15 protein-coding genes, 1 tRNA gene and 1 pseudogene are annotated in these 16,353 nt (G+C 63.7%); 6 read left to right on the top strand and 11 right to left on the bottom strand.

Features of this window, described 5'->3' with window-relative positions:
* Positions 1-2: 2 nt before the first annotated feature.
* From AC0WR5_RS12390 to purB, 5 genes are all read right to left on the bottom strand, one after another.
* Positions 3-890, bottom strand: a complete 888-nt coding sequence (locus tag AC0WR5_RS12390) for a lysophospholipid acyltransferase family protein (protein ID WP_475863520.1) — start codon at positions 888-890, stop codon at positions 3-5.
* 6 nt (positions 891-896) lie between these two features.
* Entirely contained in the window at positions 897-1,793 is an 897-nt protein-coding gene (locus AC0WR5_RS12385; protein ID WP_475863519.1) for a DMT family transporter, read from the bottom strand.
* Between the two features lie 175 nt (positions 1,794-1,968).
* Positions 1,969-3,033 carry a flagellar motor switch protein FliG gene (locus AC0WR5_RS12380; protein ID WP_475863517.1) on the bottom strand — a complete coding sequence of 355 codons (1,065 nt, stop codon included), beginning with the start codon at positions 3,031-3,033 and terminating at the stop codon, positions 1,969-1,971.
* A 75-nt stretch (positions 3,034-3,108) separates the two neighbouring features.
* Positions 3,109-3,297, bottom strand: a complete 189-nt coding sequence (locus tag AC0WR5_RS12375) for a hypothetical protein (protein ID WP_475863516.1) — start codon at positions 3,295-3,297, stop codon at positions 3,109-3,111.
* A 98-nt stretch (positions 3,298-3,395) separates the two neighbouring features.
* Positions 3,396-4,703 carry an adenylosuccinate lyase gene (gene purB, locus AC0WR5_RS12370; RefSeq protein WP_475863515.1) on the bottom strand — a complete coding sequence of 436 codons (1,308 nt, stop codon included), beginning with the start codon at positions 4,701-4,703 and terminating at the stop codon, positions 3,396-3,398.
* 168 nt (positions 4,704-4,871) lie between these two features.
* On the opposite strand from purB, the gene AC0WR5_RS12365 reads away from it, so the two are divergent.
* Both AC0WR5_RS12365 and AC0WR5_RS12360 read left to right on the top strand, forming a co-directional pair.
* Positions 4,872-5,312 carry a DUF6314 family protein gene (locus tag AC0WR5_RS12365; protein ID WP_475863514.1) on the top strand — a complete coding sequence of 147 codons (441 nt, stop codon included), beginning with the start codon at positions 4,872-4,874 and terminating at the stop codon, positions 5,310-5,312.
* Positions 5,313-5,667: 355 nt separating this feature from the next.
* On the top strand, positions 5,668-6,441 hold the full coding sequence (locus AC0WR5_RS12360; protein ID WP_475863513.1) for a heme-dependent oxidative N-demethylase family protein: 774 nt from the start codon (positions 5,668-5,670) through the stop codon (positions 6,439-6,441).
* A 111-nt stretch (positions 6,442-6,552) separates the two neighbouring features.
* On the opposite strand, the gene glnA is transcribed toward AC0WR5_RS12360, so the two are convergent.
* Together glnA and AC0WR5_RS12350 are read right to left on the bottom strand one after the other, a co-directional pair.
* The gene (gene glnA, locus AC0WR5_RS12355) at positions 6,553-7,959 is read right to left on the bottom strand and encodes a type I glutamate--ammonia ligase (protein ID WP_475863511.1); all 1,407 of its coding nucleotides are present in this window, start codon (positions 7,957-7,959) and stop codon (positions 6,553-6,555) included.
* Between the two features lie 41 nt (positions 7,960-8,000).
* On the bottom strand, positions 8,001-8,339 hold the full coding sequence (locus AC0WR5_RS12350) for a P-II family nitrogen regulator (RefSeq protein WP_475863509.1): 339 nt from the start codon (positions 8,337-8,339) through the stop codon (positions 8,001-8,003).
* A gap of 110 nt (positions 8,340-8,449) precedes the next feature.
* Between AC0WR5_RS12350 and AC0WR5_RS12345 the strand changes: the two genes are divergently transcribed.
* Positions 8,450-10,060 (top strand): NAD(P)H-hydrate dehydratase, encoded by a 1,611-nt coding sequence (locus AC0WR5_RS12345; protein WP_475863508.1) that lies wholly within the window; start codon positions 8,450-8,452, stop codon positions 10,058-10,060.
* Here AC0WR5_RS12345 and AC0WR5_RS12340 read toward each other — a convergent pair.
* The gene (locus tag AC0WR5_RS12340) at positions 10,057-10,557 is read right to left on the bottom strand and encodes a Hint domain-containing protein (RefSeq protein WP_475863506.1); all 501 of its coding nucleotides are present in this window, start codon (positions 10,555-10,557) and stop codon (positions 10,057-10,059) included. The two genes, AC0WR5_RS12345 and AC0WR5_RS12340, sit on opposite strands and share 4 nt — an antisense overlap.
* 251 nt (positions 10,558-10,808) lie before the next feature.
* Between AC0WR5_RS12340 and AC0WR5_RS12335 the strand changes: the two genes are divergently transcribed.
* A tRNA-Leu gene (locus tag AC0WR5_RS12335) sits at positions 10,809-10,892 on the top strand.
* 351 nt (positions 10,893-11,243) lie between these two features.
* Positions 11,244-11,581 (top strand): annotated as a pseudogene (locus tag AC0WR5_RS12330) (transposase); the annotation flags it as partial.
* A gap of 25 nt (positions 11,582-11,606) precedes the next feature.
* On the opposite strand, the gene AC0WR5_RS12325 reads toward AC0WR5_RS12330, so the two are convergent.
* Genes AC0WR5_RS12325 through AC0WR5_RS12315 form a run of 3 tightly spaced genes read right to left on the bottom strand, consistent with a single transcriptional unit; the run spans position 11,607 to position 15,143 of the window.
* Positions 11,607-12,983, bottom strand: a complete 1,377-nt coding sequence (locus AC0WR5_RS12325; RefSeq protein WP_475863505.1) for a c-type cytochrome — start codon at positions 12,981-12,983, stop codon at positions 11,607-11,609.
* Complete coding sequence (locus tag AC0WR5_RS12320; RefSeq protein WP_475863504.1) at positions 12,983-14,602, bottom strand: GMC family oxidoreductase; 1,620 nt, start codon at positions 14,600-14,602, stop codon at positions 12,983-12,985. The genes AC0WR5_RS12325 and AC0WR5_RS12320 overlap by 1 nt, the downstream gene beginning before the upstream one ends.
* A 28-nt stretch (positions 14,603-14,630) precedes the next feature.
* Positions 14,631-15,143: a sugar dehydrogenase complex small subunit gene (locus AC0WR5_RS12315; RefSeq protein WP_475863503.1), complete on the bottom strand. Its 513-nt coding sequence runs from the start codon at positions 15,141-15,143 to the stop codon at positions 14,631-14,633.
* Between the two features lie 140 nt (positions 15,144-15,283).
* Between AC0WR5_RS12315 and AC0WR5_RS12310 the strand changes: the two genes are divergently transcribed.
* The gene (locus tag AC0WR5_RS12310) at positions 15,284-16,213 is read left to right on the top strand and encodes a LysR family transcriptional regulator (RefSeq protein WP_475863501.1); all 930 of its coding nucleotides are present in this window, start codon (positions 15,284-15,286) and stop codon (positions 16,211-16,213) included.
* Positions 16,214-16,353: the final 140 nt, after the last annotated feature.

Below are 16,353 nucleotides of genomic sequence, written 5' to 3'. Positions count from 1 at the left end.
GTTCAGTGAATGGATTTCCAGCGCTTGTGGATCCAGAGCCATTGCTCGGGATGGGCGCGGATGATCTTCTCCAGCCGGTCGTTGTAGGCCTGCATCATCTCTTCGGGGGTGCTGTGCGGGATCGGCGCCTCGACCACAACGCGGCAGTGGATGCCGTCCTCCTCGCGCAGGCACCAGATCGGCATCAGCAGCGCATCATGCTTGAGCGCCAGCTCGGCCGGGGCGAGCGAGGTATAGGCGCGCTTGCCGAAGAAGGTGAGCGGCGCGCCCTCTGTCACGTGCTGATCGACGAGGAAGGCGATGAAATTGCCCTGTTTCAGGAACTTGACCATGTTGGCCAGCCCGCGGCGGTCGCGCGGGAAGGCGGCGCCGTTGGTCTGCATCGCCCGGGCGTAGTGACGGTTGAAGTAGACATTGTCGAGCGGCCGGTAGAGGCCGGCGAGGATGTCGTCGCGATAGCGGCTGGCGGTGACCACTCGGAAGGCCTCGTAGCTGCCGATATGGGCGCCGACGATGACGACGGGCTGACGTTCGGCGGCGGCCTTGTCGAGGATCTGCTGGCCGGCGCCCTCGATTGCATCGCCCTGCACCTGGCGCAGCTCGACGCCCGAATACATCTCGATCATCGAGCGGGCGGCGATGTCGGGCACCTTGCGTTCGAGCAGGCGAACCTCGTCCTCGGGCAGGTCGGGCCAGACATAGGAGAGGTTGGCGCGGATCCGCTTGCGATAGCCGGCAACGGGGGCCAGAACGCGGCTGGCCAGCCAGCCGGTGAAGCGCAGGCGCGTCTCGTAGGGCATGGCCAGTGCAAGCCGGACGCTGCCCCCGAGAAGCATGTTGACCAGGTACTGGCCGACACGTGTGGGTAGGGGCAGGTCTTTCGGTTCCATCGCGGTCTACAGTCCCTCGGGTGGTGTCTTGGCCTGCGCGGGCAGGGCCGGCCGGGCCCCCCGCGTCTCTCGGTGCCAGACATAGACACCGGCGCCCACGATCACAAGCGCGCCGGTGATGGTCCAGGCATCGGGGATCTCGCCGAAGACGAAGATCCCCCAGAGGGTGGCATTGACCAGGCCAACATAGCCGAAGGGCGCCAGCATCGCAGCCTCGCCCAGCGAGAGCGCACGCACCATGAAGAGCTGGGCCACGGTGCCTAGAAGGCCCAGCACGACCATCACCAGGGCCACGTCGCGGGGGGGCGTCTGCCACTGCCAGGGCAGGGCCGCGGTGAGCAGGACGGCGCCAAGGAGCGCAGCGTAGAAGAGCGATGTCCAGGGGTTTTCACGGGCGCCCACGTAGCGGGTGGTGAGCGCATAGGCGGCGTAGCAGCAGGCGGCGAGCAGCGGCCAGAGCGCCCCGGCGCTGAGCACGCCCGAGCCGGGGCGGATGATGATCATGGCGCCCGCCATGGCGGCGAGGATCCCGAAGATCCGCCGGGGGCCGAGCTTTTCGCCCAGGAAGAGCGCGGCACCCAGGGTGATCAGAACCGGGTTCACGTCCATGATGGCGGTGCTCTCGGCGAGGCCGATGCGGGTGAGGCCGATGTAAAAGCAGCCCGTGGCCCCCATCAGGAAGACCGAGCGCAGGAATTGCAGTACGGGAAAGCGGGTGCTGAGGACCTGGCGCAGGCGTGGCGAGATGATCAGGGTGACCACGATGACCTGCCCGATGTAGCGCGCCCAGAGCGCGTTGAAGGCATTGCTGCCCTCGGCCACGTATTTCGCGGCGGCGTCCATGCTGGTGAAGCCGAAGACGGCGATGATCATGTAGAGGATCGCGCGGGCATTGCTGGACATGAGGTCATCCGGTGCGGGCCCGGACGGCACGGGGCACGCGCGCGGCGGGGCGGAAATCAGGGCGAGAGGCCCGGAAACCGCGCCCGGCGGAGAGCCTAGGGGGGCAGGGAAAACATGTCCATAGCACGTATCACGTTTCGGTGATCGCGCGGGAGGCGGCGGCCGGGGCGGGAGGCTATTCCTCTTCTTCCTCGTCGCCCGCCAGCAGCAGCAATTCGCCCGATGCCTCGAGCTTGCGGATCTCGCTGATGACCTCGTTCATGGCATCTTCGCCGTCCTTTGCCTTGACCTTGCCCTTGTCCTTGACCTCTTCGCGGATGCTGTCGGCGAGGCGGGCGGACATGTTGCCGAGGATATACTCGGCGGTCTTGGCCTGTTCCTCCTCGGTGGCGGCGGCCAGGGCGGTGACGAGCACGGCGGGATCGAGCTGTCGCACGATCTTGGGCACGTCGCGCGGGGCGATGCGCGAGGGGATGTTTGTGAAGGTGAAGATGGCCTTGCGGACCTTCTCGGCAAAGTCGCTGTCGGTCTCGTCCAGTCCCTCCAGGACATCGTCGCGGGTGGCGGCGGTGGAGAAGTTTAGGATGGCACCGACCCGTTCGACCGGGTCCTTGTCGAAGACGGAATCCGGCTGGGCATCGAGTTGCGAGGCGAGGGAGAGGCCGATGCGGTCGAGCGCCTCGGGCGTGATGGCAGAGGTCAGCGACACGGCATAGGTGATGCGCCGCGCCTTGGGGCCGGGCAGTTTCGACAGCAGCTGTGCCGCCTTGGTGGTGTCGAGCTTCGACAGCATGACTGCTGCGATCTCGGTGCTTTCGTTCTCGGCGATGGGGATCAGCTTCTTGACGTCGAGGGCGCGCACCCGCTCCCAGGGATCGCCGGTCTGGCGCACGCCGGCCTCCTTGCGGAGCCGCGCTGCGGTATGGGCGCTGATCTTGCCGTCCAGCACCGAAAGCGCCCCCGCAATGCCGCGCGGGAAAGTCAGGCCGAGGGCCTCCAGTTCCTCCATGAATTCGTCGACGACCATGGCGAGGGTATTGCGGTCGATGTAGCGCATGTTGCCGAGGAGGAGCGTCAGCTCGGTCTGCATCTCGTCCGGCAGCTCCTTCAGCGGCACGTCCATGCCGTGATTGAGCAGTAGCCGCACGATGATGGCCGCCTTCTGCTTGCGTGTCAGTTGGCCGGGCACGGACGGCATTGCCGGCGGTGCGAGCTGCGCCATAGGCGTGAGATTGCCCATATTCCCCTCTTGTTCCGTGTTTGACGCAGATAATCAGGGAAGGGTGAAGAAAGGCTGAAAGGCCGGCGAGGGCGCCTAGCCGTTCAGCGGCATGACGCAGACATTGCTGTCATGGGCCGCTTCCTCGGCGGGGGCCTGCCCGGCCGGCAGGCTGCAGGCGGCGGGAGGGGGCTCGTTGGAGGCGGTGACGCCGCGCGAACAGGCCATGGCGCCACCGGCCAGCGGGAGCGTCAGGAGAGCGGTCAAGAAAAGGGTCCGGGTCATGGCTATCCTCGTTTCCATGACGAAAGGATAGCACGAGCCGGACCCGCTTCAAATGCGCGTGAGCTGTGGTAGGCGAAATTCGCCTGCCACAGGCAGGATCATGCCTCGCCGAAGACCCGACGGAAGATCGTGTCGACGTGCTTGGTGTGGTAGGCCATGTCGAATTTCTCGTTGATCTGGTCGACGCCGAGCGCCTTGACCACATCCTCGTCCGCCAGCAGCTGTTCGCGGAAATCGACACGGTCTTCCCAGACCTTGAGGGCGTTGCGCTGGACCATGGAATAGGCGTCCTCGCGGCTGACGCCGGCCTGGGTAAGGGCCAGCAGCACCCGTTGCGACATCACCAGGCCCGGGAACTTGTTCATGTTGTCGAGCATGTTCTCGGGGAAGATCAGCATCTTGTCGACAACGCCGGCGAGGCGGTTCAGGGCGAAGTCGAGCGTGATGGTGGCATCGGGGCCGATGCCGCGCTCGACGGAGGAATGCGAGATGTCGCGCTCATGCCAGAGGGCGACATTTTCCATTGCCGGAACAACGGTCATGCGGACAAGGCGCGCAAGGCCGGTCAGGTTCTCGGTCAGCACGGGGTTCTTCTTGTGCGGCATGGCCGAGGAGCCCTTTTGCCCCATGGAGAAGAATTCGGCGCCTTCCAGCACCTCGGTGCGCTGCATGTGGCGGATCTCGATCGCGACGTTCTCGATCGAGGAGGCGATGACGCCGAGGGTGGCGAAGAACATCGCGTGACGATCACGCGGGATGACCTGGGTCGAGATCGGCTCGGGCTTCAGGCCCAGCTTTTCGCAGACATGCTCCTCTACCGCCGGGTCGATGTTGGCAAAGGTGCCGACGGCGCCCGAGATCGCGCCGGTGGCGATTTCCTCGCGGGCGGCCAGAAGGCGGGCCTTGTTGCGGTCCATTTCGGCGTAGAAGCGGGCAAAGGTCAGACCCATGGTGGTGGGCTCTGCGTGGATGCCGTGGCTGCGGCCGACGCGCACGGTCATCTTGTGCTCGAAGGCACGTTTCTTCAGCGCGGCCAGCACCTTGTCGAGGTCGGCCAGAAGGATGTCGGCGGCGCGGGTCAGCTGGATGTTGAGGCAGGTGTCGAGCACGTCGGAGGAGGTCATGCCCTGGTGCACGAAGCGGGCCTCCTCGGCGCCGACGTGTTCGGCGAGATGGGTCAGGAAGGCGATGACGTCATGCTTGGTGACGGCCTCGATCTCGTCGATGCGGGCCACGTCGAATTCCACGTCCTTGGCCTTCCAGACGGCCTCGGCGTTTTCCTTCGGGATCACGCCCAGCTCGGCCATGGCGTCGCAGGCATGGGCCTCGATCTCGAACCAGATGCGGAACTTGGTGGCAGGCTCCCAGATGGCTGTCATCTCGGGACGGGCGTAACGGGGGATCATCGGCAGCATTCCTTCCTGGCAAGAGGCATGTTCTGGCTTCGCAGGCCTCATAGGCGAGGTGCCCCGTCTTCACAAGGGTGCAGAGGGAAAGGCCGGGCGGATGTGCGGTTGGCGCCGCGGTGCAGTGGCCGTAAAAGGGGCATGGAAGGGAACCGGGCTGGAGGGGGCATGACACCTGAGCTGATGGATTTTCGCGGCATCTGGCAGATGAGCCGGCGGATCGACGACCGCAAGGCCGGCGAGACGGCCCATGCCGAGGGCCAGGCCGAACTGAGCCCGCGGGAGGGCGGGCTGCTCTATCTCGAGCGCACCGAGCTGCGCCTGCCGGGGCGGCCGCCGTTCCAGGCGGAGCGGCGGTACCTGTGGCAGGCGGCGCCCGAGGGCGGCATCGAGGTGCTTTTCGACGATGGTCGCCCCTTTCATGTCTTTGATCCGGCCAGCGGACGGCCGTCCGCACGCCATGACTGTGAGCCCGATCTTTACCTGGTGAGCTATAGCTTCGCCGGCTGGCCCGAGTGGCAGGTCACCTGGCGTGTGACCGGCCCGCGCAAGGATTACCTGATGCACAGCACCTACACGCCGGCTGAGACGGGCGGCACATCCCCCTGATCCGCTGCGAGACCGGCCGGGCTGTCTGCGGATCTGCGATCAGGGCGAGATTGCAAGGCGCGATCAGGCAGATTTCCGACGCCGCTCTGGCTAGGCGCGCCTGTGGTCTTGACGAGCCGCTGCTGCATGGAGACTGACGCCCCGCCTGGCAGGGGATGCGCTGAAACCGGCACTGGTACCCCTGGGCTGCCGCGGTCAGGGAGGCCAGGGGCGGTCCGGCGGAATACACCTCATGCGGGAGCGGGCCGATTTCCCGGGCCGCACCTGCCTGCGCCGCAGGCAAACGCGCGGAGATGACGCGAGGAGCGTCGTTTTCCGGCTCGCCCGGCGGAAATCGTGGCGCTAGCGTTCGGTCATGAGCACACCGATCCTGCAGACCCGCATACCCTATGACATCCCTTCCCGCCTGCCCGGTACGGCGCCGCTGGACCCGTCGGACTGGATCATGGTCGACGATGCCTTTGCCGCGCAGATGGCCCTGCGCGAGGACCTTCTGGACAACCGCCTCGAAGATGTCGTGCAGGTCTCGGAAGGGGCCAGGCCCGCTGCGGCGGAGCTCTATCGCACCGTGCTTGGGCAGCTCGCGGAGCGGCGCGATTACACCGTCGGCGCTGACCGCGTGACCCGGCCCGATGGCGTGACGGTGACCCTGAGGCCGGACCGGCCGATGGAGACCCTGGGGCGGCTGGTGCAGCAGGATTTCTGCCTGATGGAAAAGCCGCAGGGCGGGGACGAGCATGTGCTGACCGGCGCGGTGCTCTGCTTTCCGTCCTACTGGACCCTCGCAGAGAAGTTCATGAAGCCGATGGTGGCGATCCATGTGCCGGTCGCGATCTACGACGACGCCCTGGCCCGGCGGGTGCAAAGGCTGCTCGACGGGGTGCAGCCGGGCCGGCCGATGTGGCGGGCCAACTGGCTGCGGCATCCGGATCCGTCGCTGTTTCACCCGCGGCTCGAAAGCGCGCCACGCGACGACAGTTTCAAGGACGATTCCCCCTATCTGCGCAGCGAAAGGCAGAGCCTCTGGCGGCTGCCTGAAACAGGGGCCGTGGCCTTCGGCATCCATACCTTCGTGGTGAAGACGCCGGTGGCCGAGGCGGCAATGGCCGCTGCGGAGACCAGCGCCTGAGGTGTAACGCGCGGTTCATGCACTGCGTGAGCTTTGCCTGGCAGACAGTTGATCCCAAAATGAAAGGGGCGCCCGAACGGACGCCCCTCTTTTTGCAAATTCCGATGGGGATCAGCAGGAGTAGTACATTGCATATTCCACGGGGTGCGGAGTGTGCTCGTACATTTCCAGCTCTTCCATCTTGAGGGCGATGTAGCCTTCGATCTGGTCCTTGGTGAACACGTCGCCGGCCAGCAGGAAGTCCATGTCCTTCTCCAGCTCGTCGAGTGCTTCACGCAGCGAGCCGCAGACGGTCGGGATGTCGGCCAGTTCCTCGGGGGGCAGGTCGTACAGGTTCTTGTCCATTGCGTCGCCGGGGTGGATCTTGTTCTTGATGCCGTCGAGGCCGGCCATCATGAGTGCGGCGAAGCACAGGTAGGGGTTGGACGAGGGATCGGGGAAGCGAGCCTCGACGCGTTTTGCCTTGGGCGATTCTGCCCACGGAATACGAACGCAACCCGAACGGTTCCGTGCGGAGTAGGCGCGCAGAACGGGGGCTTCGAAGCCCGGGATCAGACGCTTGTAGGAGTTGGTCGACGGGTTGGTGAAGGCGTTCAGCGCTTTCGCGTGCTTCAGGATGCCGCCGATGTAGTACAGCGCCTCGTCGGAGAGGTCGGCGTACTTGTCGCCTGCGAAGAGCGGCTTGCCGTCCTTCCAGATCGACATGTTGACGTGCATGCCGGTGCCGTTGTCGCCCTTGATCGGCTTCGGCATGAAGGTTGCCGACTTGCCGTAGGCCTGAGCCACGTTGTGGATGACGTACTTGTACTTCTGAAGCTCGTCGGCCTGCTTGGTCAGGCTGTCGAAGATCAGGCCCAGCTCGTGCTGGCAGGACGCCACTTCGTGGTGGTGCTTGTCGACCTTCATGCCCATGCGCTTCATGGTGGAGAGCATTTCGGCACGGATGTCCTGACCGTCGTCAACGGGGTTGACCGGGAAATAGCCGCCCTTGATGCCGGGGCGGTGGCCGGTGTTGCCCATCTCGTAGTCGGTGTCGGTGTTCCAGGCTGCGTCCAGTGCGTCGACCTCGTAGGAGACCTTCTGCATGGAGACGGCGAACTTCACGTTGTCGAAGAGGAAGAATTCCGCTTCCGGGCCCATGTAGGCCGCGTCGCCGATGCCCGAGGACTTCAGGTATGCTTCTGCCTTCAGAGCGGTGCCGCGCGGGTCACGCTCGTAGGGTTCCATGGTGTCGGGTTCGACAACGGTGCAGTGAATGCACAGGGTCTTCTCGGCGTAGAACGGATCGAGGTAGACCGACTCGGTGTCGGGCATCAGTTTCATGTCGGATGCTTCGATCGACTTCCAGCCGGCGATGGAGGAACCGTCGAACATGAAGCCTTCTTCGAGGAAGTCTTCGTCGACCTGATCAGACATCACCGTCACGTGTTGCAGTTTGCCCCGCGGATCGGTGAACCGGATGTCGACGTAAGCGACGTCCTCGTCCTTGATCAGCTTCAGAACCTTGTCCTTGCTCATTCCCTTTTCCCTTCGGTTTTGAGTCTCTTAGAGTGCGCTCGTCAAAGAGCGTCTGTGCCGGTCTCGCCGGTCCGGATGCGAATGGCCGTCTCGATCGGGGAGACGAAGATTTTGCCGTCGCCGATTTTCTCGGTCTTGGCCGCATCAACGATTGCCTGAATCGCGCCATCCACCTGGTCGTCGTCCAGCACTGCCTCGATTTTCACCTTCGGCAGGAAGTCGACAACATATTCGGCGCCGCGATAGAGCTCGGTATGACCTTTCTGACGTCCAAAGCCTTTTACCTCGATGACCGAGAGCCCCTGAACGCCCACGTCCTGAAGCGCCTCCTTCACTTCATCAAGCTTGAACGGCTTGATGATCGCTTCGATTTTCTTCATCGGAAACTCCTCGCAGTAACGTCGTTCCGGTCAGACCACTTTCGCAGCACGCCCTCAATTGACTAATGTGAAAGCCGGGGAAGAGGCCAGAGTCCGCGCGAAAAAACCGCGTGAAAACTGTGCGGAGTGATCAAAATTTGTGCAATATGAAAAATCATCCGATTTTGTTGACCGGTGGTGGCATGCGCGCCGTGGAATTGGCCGCCATGGAGGCCGGCGAAGTGACCGGCCTGGAGCTCATGGAGCGGGCCGGACAGGGCGTTCTCGCGGCGATTCTCGCGAAATGGCCCGAGCTGGAGGCCACCCGCGAGAGGCGAGCGGTGATTCTGTGCGGTCCGGGCAACAACGGCGGTGACGGATTCGTGGTGGCGCGCCTGCTGAAGGCGCGTGGCTGGGAGGTTGTGCCGAGGCTGCTGGGCGATCCGACGCGGTTGCCGCCGGACGCTGCCGCGAACCTTGCACGATGGCGGGAACTGGGTGAGGTCGTGCCACTGGAGGCCCTGGGCGTGGAGGCACTGGACGGGCCGGTGGACCTGATGGTGGATGCACTTTTCGGCACCGGGCTGGCCCGGCCGCTGTCGCCGGAGGTTGCAGGCATCCTGACGCAAGCCATTGAGGTCGCAGAGCGAACTGTCGCCGCCGATATTCTCTCAGGGCTGTGTGCGGATAGCGGGCGGAGCCTTGGCGGGGCGCCGGCGGGGCGGATCGATCTTGCCGTGACCTTCCAGACGATGAAGCCGGGACATCTGCTTGGCGAGGGCGCCGGAGCGATGGAGAATGTTGTCGTGGCAGACATCGGATTGACGAGCAGGACAGTTGCCGCAGAGGCGCGCGGACAGGGCGGAGCAGTCACCCTGATTCAGGATGAGGCCTGTTGCGCGGACGTCGCGCAGAAGGATGGCCCGAGCCACAAATACAACCATGGACATGCATTGATCCTGTCCGGCGGAGCCGGGCGGACCGGTGCGGCCCGGCTGAGCGCGCGGGCGGCGCTGAGGATCGGGGCAGGCCTGGTGACAATGGCGGTGCCCCCTGCGGCGCAGATGGAAGTGGCCGTGCAAATCACGGCGATCATGCTGCGCCGGGTCGGAAATTCGCGGGATCTGGCGCAGTTGCTGGAGGATAAACGCTATTCTGCGCTCTGTCTGGGGCCTGGTCTGGGCGTGGGAGAGGGCTCCCGGGCGCTGGTCGAAACCGCGCTCATGGCGGATCGGTCCGTAGTACTCGATGCCGACGCGCTGACGTCGTTTTCCGATGCACCGGAGGCGCTCTTTGCCATGACACGGGGGCGGGCGGTGGTGATGACGCCGCATGACGGGGAATTCGCCCGACTGTTCCCGGATCTGGCCGACCGGATGAAGGGAACGGCGGCGCATGGGCCGGCCTATTCGCGGGTGGACGCAGTGCGGGATGCGGCCGTGCGGGCAGGCTGCGTGGTGTTGCTCAAGGGACCCGTGACGCTGATGGCAGAGCCGGGTGGGTGCTGTCTTTGCCACGATGCGCTGAGGAAAAGGCCGGCGCCCTGGCTTGCGACGGCCGGCGCGGGCGATGTTCTGGCCGGGATGATTACCGGCCTCTTGGCGCGGGGGTGGGGTCCGCTCGAAGCCGCCGGGCAGGGGTCCTGGCTGCACGTTGAAGCGGCGCGTCGTTTCGGGCCGGGCCTGATCGCGGAAGACCTGCCGGAGATCCTGCCCGAGGTCATGGCCGCGATGGCGTCCTAGCCGGCGGAGCGCCGGCGCAGCGGAACAGGCAGTTCGAGCCCGCCTGCATAGATGACGTGGCTGCTGTCGAAGGTGAGGGAATAGAGTGTCATCTCGACCTGGCCGAGAGAGCGCGCCCGGATGCCGTCGGCAAGGGTAGAGGCCTGGGCCAGAAGAGAGGTGAACTCGACCCGCTGGCTGGAGGTGGCAAGCGCGTCGGCCGCGCTGCGGAGATAGATGATCTGATGACCGGGGAGAATGATGTCGCGAGCGTCGGACGCGCGGCCCAGCCAGGGGCCGCAGACGGATATGCCTTCGCAGGTCGAGCGCAGATGGGTGATGTCGCACAGGATGGCGCTGCCACACTGTCGAGTCACGATGCGGTCGCCGGGAACCAGGTATTCCACGGGGATCTCACCCTGCAGGGTCAGCACCGGCGTGCCAATCGCGAGCCCGACCGGGCAGGCCGACGCCCTGTCCGCCTTTGCAGGCTGTTGCTGTCTCCGGGCGAATTGCATCGGGCCATCGGTCCTGAGCTTGTCGATCGGCCCAGACTAACCGATCACGGGCATTCAATCTATAGTCGATTAAGATTGCATATAATTCTCGGAAAGGTGGGTCGGGAGCGTATGAAGCGGTGCTGCGACTTGAGATTTTCAGCCGAAAGCACGGCATCTCCTGGCGTGGTTGTTTTTACGCTTCAAACCGCCAATGCCCTTTGCTAGTAAGCCTGACACGCAGAGGGTCCAAGCAGACCTCTGTGCAGGTTGCGGGTGTGGCGGAATTGGTAGACGCACCAGATTTAGGTTCTGGCGCCTTTGGCGTGGGGGTTCGAGTCCCTTCACCCGCACCATGTTGATTTAATTGGACAAAACCGCGGTCTTCCAAGCGGGTTCTGTTGCGCCTTGCGGGATTTCGCTTTCTTTTCCCACATTCCCCTTCCAGTCGTGCTCCGTTCTTCGACCAGCCTTCCCGGATTTGCTGCGCAGGCTTCTTATGCTGCTTGTGATCGGCGCGGTTTCGATACTTCTGGTCCATGGAAAGGATATGGTGGCAACTCAGGGCCTGTATCTGCGCGTCTCTGCAACCTGCTTCGGCTCGCTGGACTGCTGCAGTGTCGTGCCTACCATGGGGCACAGAACCCTTTGATCGGCTGGCGCTGCCTGTGGCTGCATGTTTCACGTCTTTCAGCTGTGAAGGTATCGTGAGCAATCATTTCTGGCCGACCGAGGCGCAGATGGCGCGTGCTCAGCGATGCTGCCAAAGGTCCACGGCCGGCCTTCTGTTGATGACAGACCCGGTCTTGGAGGAATGATTTTCTTCAATCGCAATGGCTTGCCCTGGCGTGTTGGGCCGAAGGAATTTGGCCCAGCCAAGACGCTCCACAACCGCTGAAAGCGCTGGAGCGAGATGGGCGTGTCTGCGCAGATCTTCGATGGTCCGGCGGTCGACGCGCGGTAGCCCGCGACCATCATGATCGATGCGACGCATCCCGGAGCACATCGCAAGGCATTGAACCTGCGGTCGAAAAAAAGGGGGGCTTTCCTTTTGTAAGCCCCCCTTCGCTTCATGTCCTTCTTCGCCGCAGCAGCACGGAGGCCAGCACCAGAAGAACGATCACCACAGCCGCAATCCCAATGAGCAGGCGCACGATTTGCAACAGGTTCGAAGACGGGCCACCGGCGCGGATCTGAGCCACATCCATGGCGTCAACGTCGAAAGATCCATTCCCGAACTGCTTGGATGTGTAGTTGGTCAGCTGTGCGACTTCTTCATCGGTAAGGCTGTTGAAGGCATTAACCTGCATGCCGAAGGGCGGCATGAAGACATGCCCCTGGTCGGTGGTGCGATCAATGCCGTTCAGCACCGCCGCGATGAAGTTCGACGCGTCGGGCCCCGTGGTTGCCGAATTGTGAAACAGGCTGGGGTAATATTGGTCTTTCGTCCCGGTCCCGTTGAAACCATGGCAAGAGGCACAATTCGCCGAATAGATCCGCGCCCCGGAAGCCAGGCCGGTTGGCGCCGCATCCAGACCACGGAAAGACACCGTCATGTTGCCCGGTTGCCCCTTGTCGAAGCGTCCCTCTGTCGCTGAACCAGCAGAGGCAGGCACATCCGCCAGATAGGTGGCAATGGCCTCGAGATCCTCGGTCTTCAGCCTTGAGAAACTGTGTTCCACCGCCTCCGCCATGCTGCCGCCGGCCTGGGCCCGACCTTCGGCGCGACCGGTCCGTAGATAGGAAACGATCTCATCCTTGGACCAGCTGCCGATGCCTGCCTCTGGATCGGAGGTGATATCGGGGGCGTACCATGGGCCCACCTGCGCCCCTGCGAGGAACTTGTCATCCAGTTCCTGCATCAGGGCACCGCGCGGGGTGTGGCAGGTAGAGCAGTGCGCCGCCCCCTGCACGAGGTAGGCAGCACGGTTCCAGGCGTCGGATTTCGACGGATCAGGTTGATAGGTGGCCGTATCACGGAACAGCAGGTTCCAGCCGATCATCGACGCCCGGATGTTGAACGGGAATGGCAGGTTGGTCTTGGCGGAGGGTTTGTCCACTGGCGTCACACCCTGCATGAAGTAGGTGTAGAGCGCATGCATATCCGCGTCGGAGAGCTTGGCGAAGGCACTGTAGGGCATTGCGGGATAGAGGTTCGCCCCATCCGCACGCACTCCACGCCGGACCGCGTCCGAGAACTGGGCCTCGGTATAGCTGCCGATCCCGTAGGTCTTCGAAGGCGTGATATTGGTCGCGACGATGTCCCCCACAGGAGAGGAGATCACGTGGTTCCCCGCGTAGGGTTTGTCGGTCGTGCCGGTGTGACAGGCCACACAGTCTGACGCGGTCGCGATGTAGCGTCCGCGCTCGATCAGGGCATCCTGCGCAGACGCGCTTCCTGCCAGAAGCAACGCACCAAGGGAAAGCGAAACGAGAACGGTCTTCATCAAGCGCTTTTCGCCTCCGAGATCAGGGCCTCGGCTGCACGGAAGGCCAGAGAGGTCATGGTGATGGTGCTGTTGCCACAGGCGGTCGAGGCCATGGCCCCGCCGCCCGGCAGGTACAGATTCTCGTGATCGTGGGTCCGGCAGACCGTGTCGACGACGCTGTCGGCCGGGTCATGGCCCATGACAGTGCCGCCCATCAGGTGCTTGGACGTGGAGAACTTCATTCCGGCCGACTTGAAATCCGTGGCGCCGATAGCCTCTGCGATCTGCTTGACGATGGGTTCGGCGTAGTCACGGGCTGATCGGCGTGTATAGTCCCCCACGTCCCAGTAAACGCTGGGGCGAGGCAGGCCGAAGGCGTCCTTTCTGGCCGATAGGGTCAGGCGGTTGTTCGGATCGGGCAGCATCTCGTAGGCGGCAACCACGGCGACCGTGCAGGCGGTGAGACGACGGATTTCCTCGTCCAGCGCCCGGCCGACCTTGCCGGTCTTCAGCGCACGTTGCGCGATGTAGCGGTTGCGGGCGAAGTTGTTCATGCGGAAATAGGCACCTGCATGTTCGCTGCGGAACGCCCCTTGAGACGTCTCCATGATGCCGCTGTTCACAACCGGTCCCTGGCCCAGCCAGTAGGGTTCGGTCGTGGTGAAGGTGTAGCCCTGCTGCGGATGGTCCATGATGTTGCGCCCCACCTGGTCGGAGGAGTTCGCCAGGCCGTTCGGGTTGCGGTCATCCGCGGACATGAGCATCAGCTTGGGCGTCTCGATACCGTTGCAGGCCACGACGAAATGCTCGCCCGTCACGCGATGGCTCTCGCGATTTCGGTCGTAGTAGTGGACTGCGGCGATCTTGTTCGCCTCGGTGGTTTCGACCCGGTAGACGACGGAGTTTTCGAGGATCGTTGCCCCCTTCGCCTCCAGCCGGTTCAGCGCGGTAGCTGCGTCGTATTTCGCGCCAACCGGGCAGACCGGGACACAGTTGTTGTTGGCGCAGCACGCCGGACGATCATCATAGGGCGTGCCGGAGTTGCGGGCCTGGGCAACAGGCAGGTTCCGCAATCCCATCTTCTCGCCGATGACGCGAGTGAACTTCTGCTCGCCCTGGCTCATCGGCAGATGCGGCATGGGGTAGGCCATCGACCGCGGGCGACGCGGCCATTGGTCCAGCGGGTCGGAGGGGCCACAGATGCCCAGCTTGTGCTCGGTCTTGTTGTAGTAGGGATCCAGGTCTTCATAGCTGATCGCCCAGTCGCGCCCCACGCCGTAGAGGCTTTGAAGCTGCATGTCCTCGGGCGTCAGGCGCCAGCAGGTTCCGGCCCAGTGCCAGGTGGAGCCACCGGCATAGCGCACGTAGGTCGGATTGTAGGTGTTGGGGCCCGTACTCTCGAGATACTCCTGCCCCGGATAGGGATGCTGCGCCATCTCGGTCGGGACATAGGCGGCCGTGGCCGCAGGCTTGGCCCCCAGCGGCAGGTTGCGGTAGCGCTCGACGATCTCGGAGCGCGTGACGCGGGGGCCGGCCTCGATCATCAGGACTTCGAGCCCGGCGTCGAGGCATTCCTCGGCGATCACGACACCGACGACACCGGTGCCGACAATCACGACTTGAGAAGATGTGGTCATGGGAAGCTTTCGGGTAACTGGTGAATGGTCAGAACTGCGGCAGGTTGGCCAGGGGATAGAGCTCCCGGCCCCAGCCGTTCGGCGCGGAAAATCCGAAGGTCGGGATCGGCACCATGTCGAGCGTCGGCCGATAGAGCAGCGCTTCCTCGTACGTGAAGAGCGTCGCGTCCCGCTCTCCGGAAGAGGAGCCGGTGTACCAGGCGGCAATCACCCAGTAGGCGAAATCGCGCAGCGGGCCCTCCGGGAGGTCGTCGAAGAAGTCCTCGACACGGGTGGCATTCCGGGCCGTTGCCGCGGTCGAAATCTGTTCCAGCATTTTGTCAAGGTCAGGGTATCTGGCAGCGGCGTAGGCGGCGATGCGCGCGCTGTTCGCCGGATCGAGTTCATGGTTCACCAGCAGTCGCGAGGCGTTCAGGAATGCGCGTTCGATGCTGGCGTCTGAGGCGGCCCAGAGCGGGGCTGGAGTGCTTGCGGCAACCAAGGCGGCGGCGCTTCCAAACAGGAAGCTGCGCCGCCCCGGGCGAAAAGAAGGTCGGGACATTGGCAATGAAACCTCGGGGGCTACAGGCTGCGTGCCGGGCGTGTCGTGCACGGCCGTGAGAGATGGCGCAGTCGGTATTCCTTGACCAATAATAATACAAATCGTAATAATTTAACTATTAATAAGCAGGTTCAATCAATATGCTGCCCCCTTCACGCCAGCTCGAAGCTTTCCTCGCCGTTGCCGAGGCGCGCTCCTTCCGCTTGGCAGCAGACCGACTTGGCATGTCGCAGCCCGCCCTGTCGCAGAACGTCGCCCAACTGGAAGCGTACCTCGAGACCAAGCTGTTCCTGCGCAACACCCGCTCGGTCCGCCTGACCGCCGAGGGGGAGGAACTGCGTGGACATCTGCAAACACTGCTGCCCGCCCTGCGAGACGCGCTCGACCGGACGCGCACCTTCGGTCAGGAAGAAGGCACGATACTACGGTTGGGTTTCCTGGCGTCGGCGGCCGTAAAATACCTGCCTTACGCGCTGCAGCGTTTCAGGGCGGAATTTCCCAAGGTGGTCGTGCATGCGCGCGACGACACGGCGGAAGGCCTTTTTGCGGCGGTAAACGAGGGGAACCTGGACCTGGCTGTAACCAGCTTCCTGCCGCACAAGACACTCCAGGTGGAATTCGAGTTGTTCCGTGCGGATCCATTTGTTGCCGTCCTTCGAAGGGACCACCCGCTGAGCGAGAAGGAAGAGGTGACCTGGGCAGAGCTTCTTGCGTATGATTTCATCGGCGCCAACAGTGGTAGCGGGACCAGGCTGGCAACGGATGAGGCGATGCGGGCCATCAACCGACCTGCGCGCACCTCGATGGATTTCAACCACTTCACTGCAGTTGCTGCGATGATCGAGGCAGGCATGGGTGTCAGCGCACTTCCGACGGTCAACTGTCCCCCCGAAGATCACCATGCACTCTGTACGCGCCCTCTGGTCTCGCCGTCTGTCACACGAGACCTGGGTATCCTGACACCAAGCCGTGACGGGGCAATTTCTCACATAGTGCAGCAATTCCGGGCTCACCTGATTGCGTCTGTCGAAATTGCCCATCGGGATGATCGGATCGACACGGGGCAGTGAGGAGTATTCTGCTTGCGTTGTGGTGATCCTCGGCACAGCGCTCCTGTTCAAAGTCTGAACGTCTGTTGAGGTCCAGGGGCGGGTTGTGGTTTGGCCATGCGGGTTCAGCGGCGTGGCGCATGAGACTGGGGAGGGCTGCA

Source organism: Pseudooceanicola sp. DL12, from assembly GCF_056270665.1.
Note: the sequence above shows the minus strand (reverse complement) of the source record. Positions and strands in the feature narration are given on the sequence as shown.

Bases quoted from the DNA above. Each gene is read 5' to 3' on its own strand.
- AC0WR5_RS12390 (WP_475863520.1), bottom strand. From the start codon at position 890: ATGGAACCGAAAGACCTGCCCCTACCCACACGTGTCGGCCAGTACCTG.
- AC0WR5_RS12385 (WP_475863519.1), bottom strand. From the start codon at position 1,793: ATGTCCAGCAATGCCCGCGCGATCCTCTACATGATCATCGCCGTCTTC.
- AC0WR5_RS12380 (WP_475863517.1), bottom strand. From the start codon at position 3,033: ATGGGCAATCTCACGCCTATGGCGCAGCTCGCACCGCCGGCAATGCCG.
- AC0WR5_RS12375 (WP_475863516.1), bottom strand. From the start codon at position 3,297: ATGACCCGGACCCTTTTCTTGACCGCTCTCCTGACGCTCCCGCTGGCC.
- purB (WP_475863515.1), bottom strand. From the start codon at position 4,703: ATGATCCCCCGTTACGCCCGTCCCGAGATGACAGCCATCTGGGAGCCT.
- AC0WR5_RS12365 (WP_475863514.1), top strand. From the start codon at position 4,872: ATGACACCTGAGCTGATGGATTTTCGCGGCATCTGGCAGATGAGCCGG.
- AC0WR5_RS12360 (WP_475863513.1), top strand. From the start codon at position 5,668: ATGAGCACACCGATCCTGCAGACCCGCATACCCTATGACATCCCTTCC.
- glnA (WP_475863511.1), bottom strand. From the start codon at position 7,959: ATGAGCAAGGACAAGGTTCTGAAGCTGATCAAGGACGAGGACGTCGCT.
- AC0WR5_RS12350 (WP_475863509.1), bottom strand. From the start codon at position 8,339: ATGAAGAAAATCGAAGCGATCATCAAGCCGTTCAAGCTTGATGAAGTG.
- AC0WR5_RS12340 (WP_475863506.1), bottom strand. From the start codon at position 10,557: ATGCAATTCGCCCGGAGACAGCAACAGCCTGCAAAGGCGGACAGGGCG.
- AC0WR5_RS12325 (WP_475863505.1), bottom strand. From the start codon at position 12,983: ATGAAGACCGTTCTCGTTTCGCTTTCCCTTGGTGCGTTGCTTCTGGCA.
- AC0WR5_RS12320 (WP_475863504.1), bottom strand. From the start codon at position 14,602: ATGACCACATCTTCTCAAGTCGTGATTGTCGGCACCGGTGTCGTCGGT.
- AC0WR5_RS12315 (WP_475863503.1), bottom strand. From the start codon at position 15,143: ATGTCCCGACCTTCTTTTCGCCCGGGGCGGCGCAGCTTCCTGTTTGGA.
- AC0WR5_RS12310 (WP_475863501.1), top strand. From the start codon at position 15,284: ATGCTGCCCCCTTCACGCCAGCTCGAAGCTTTCCTCGCCGTTGCCGAG.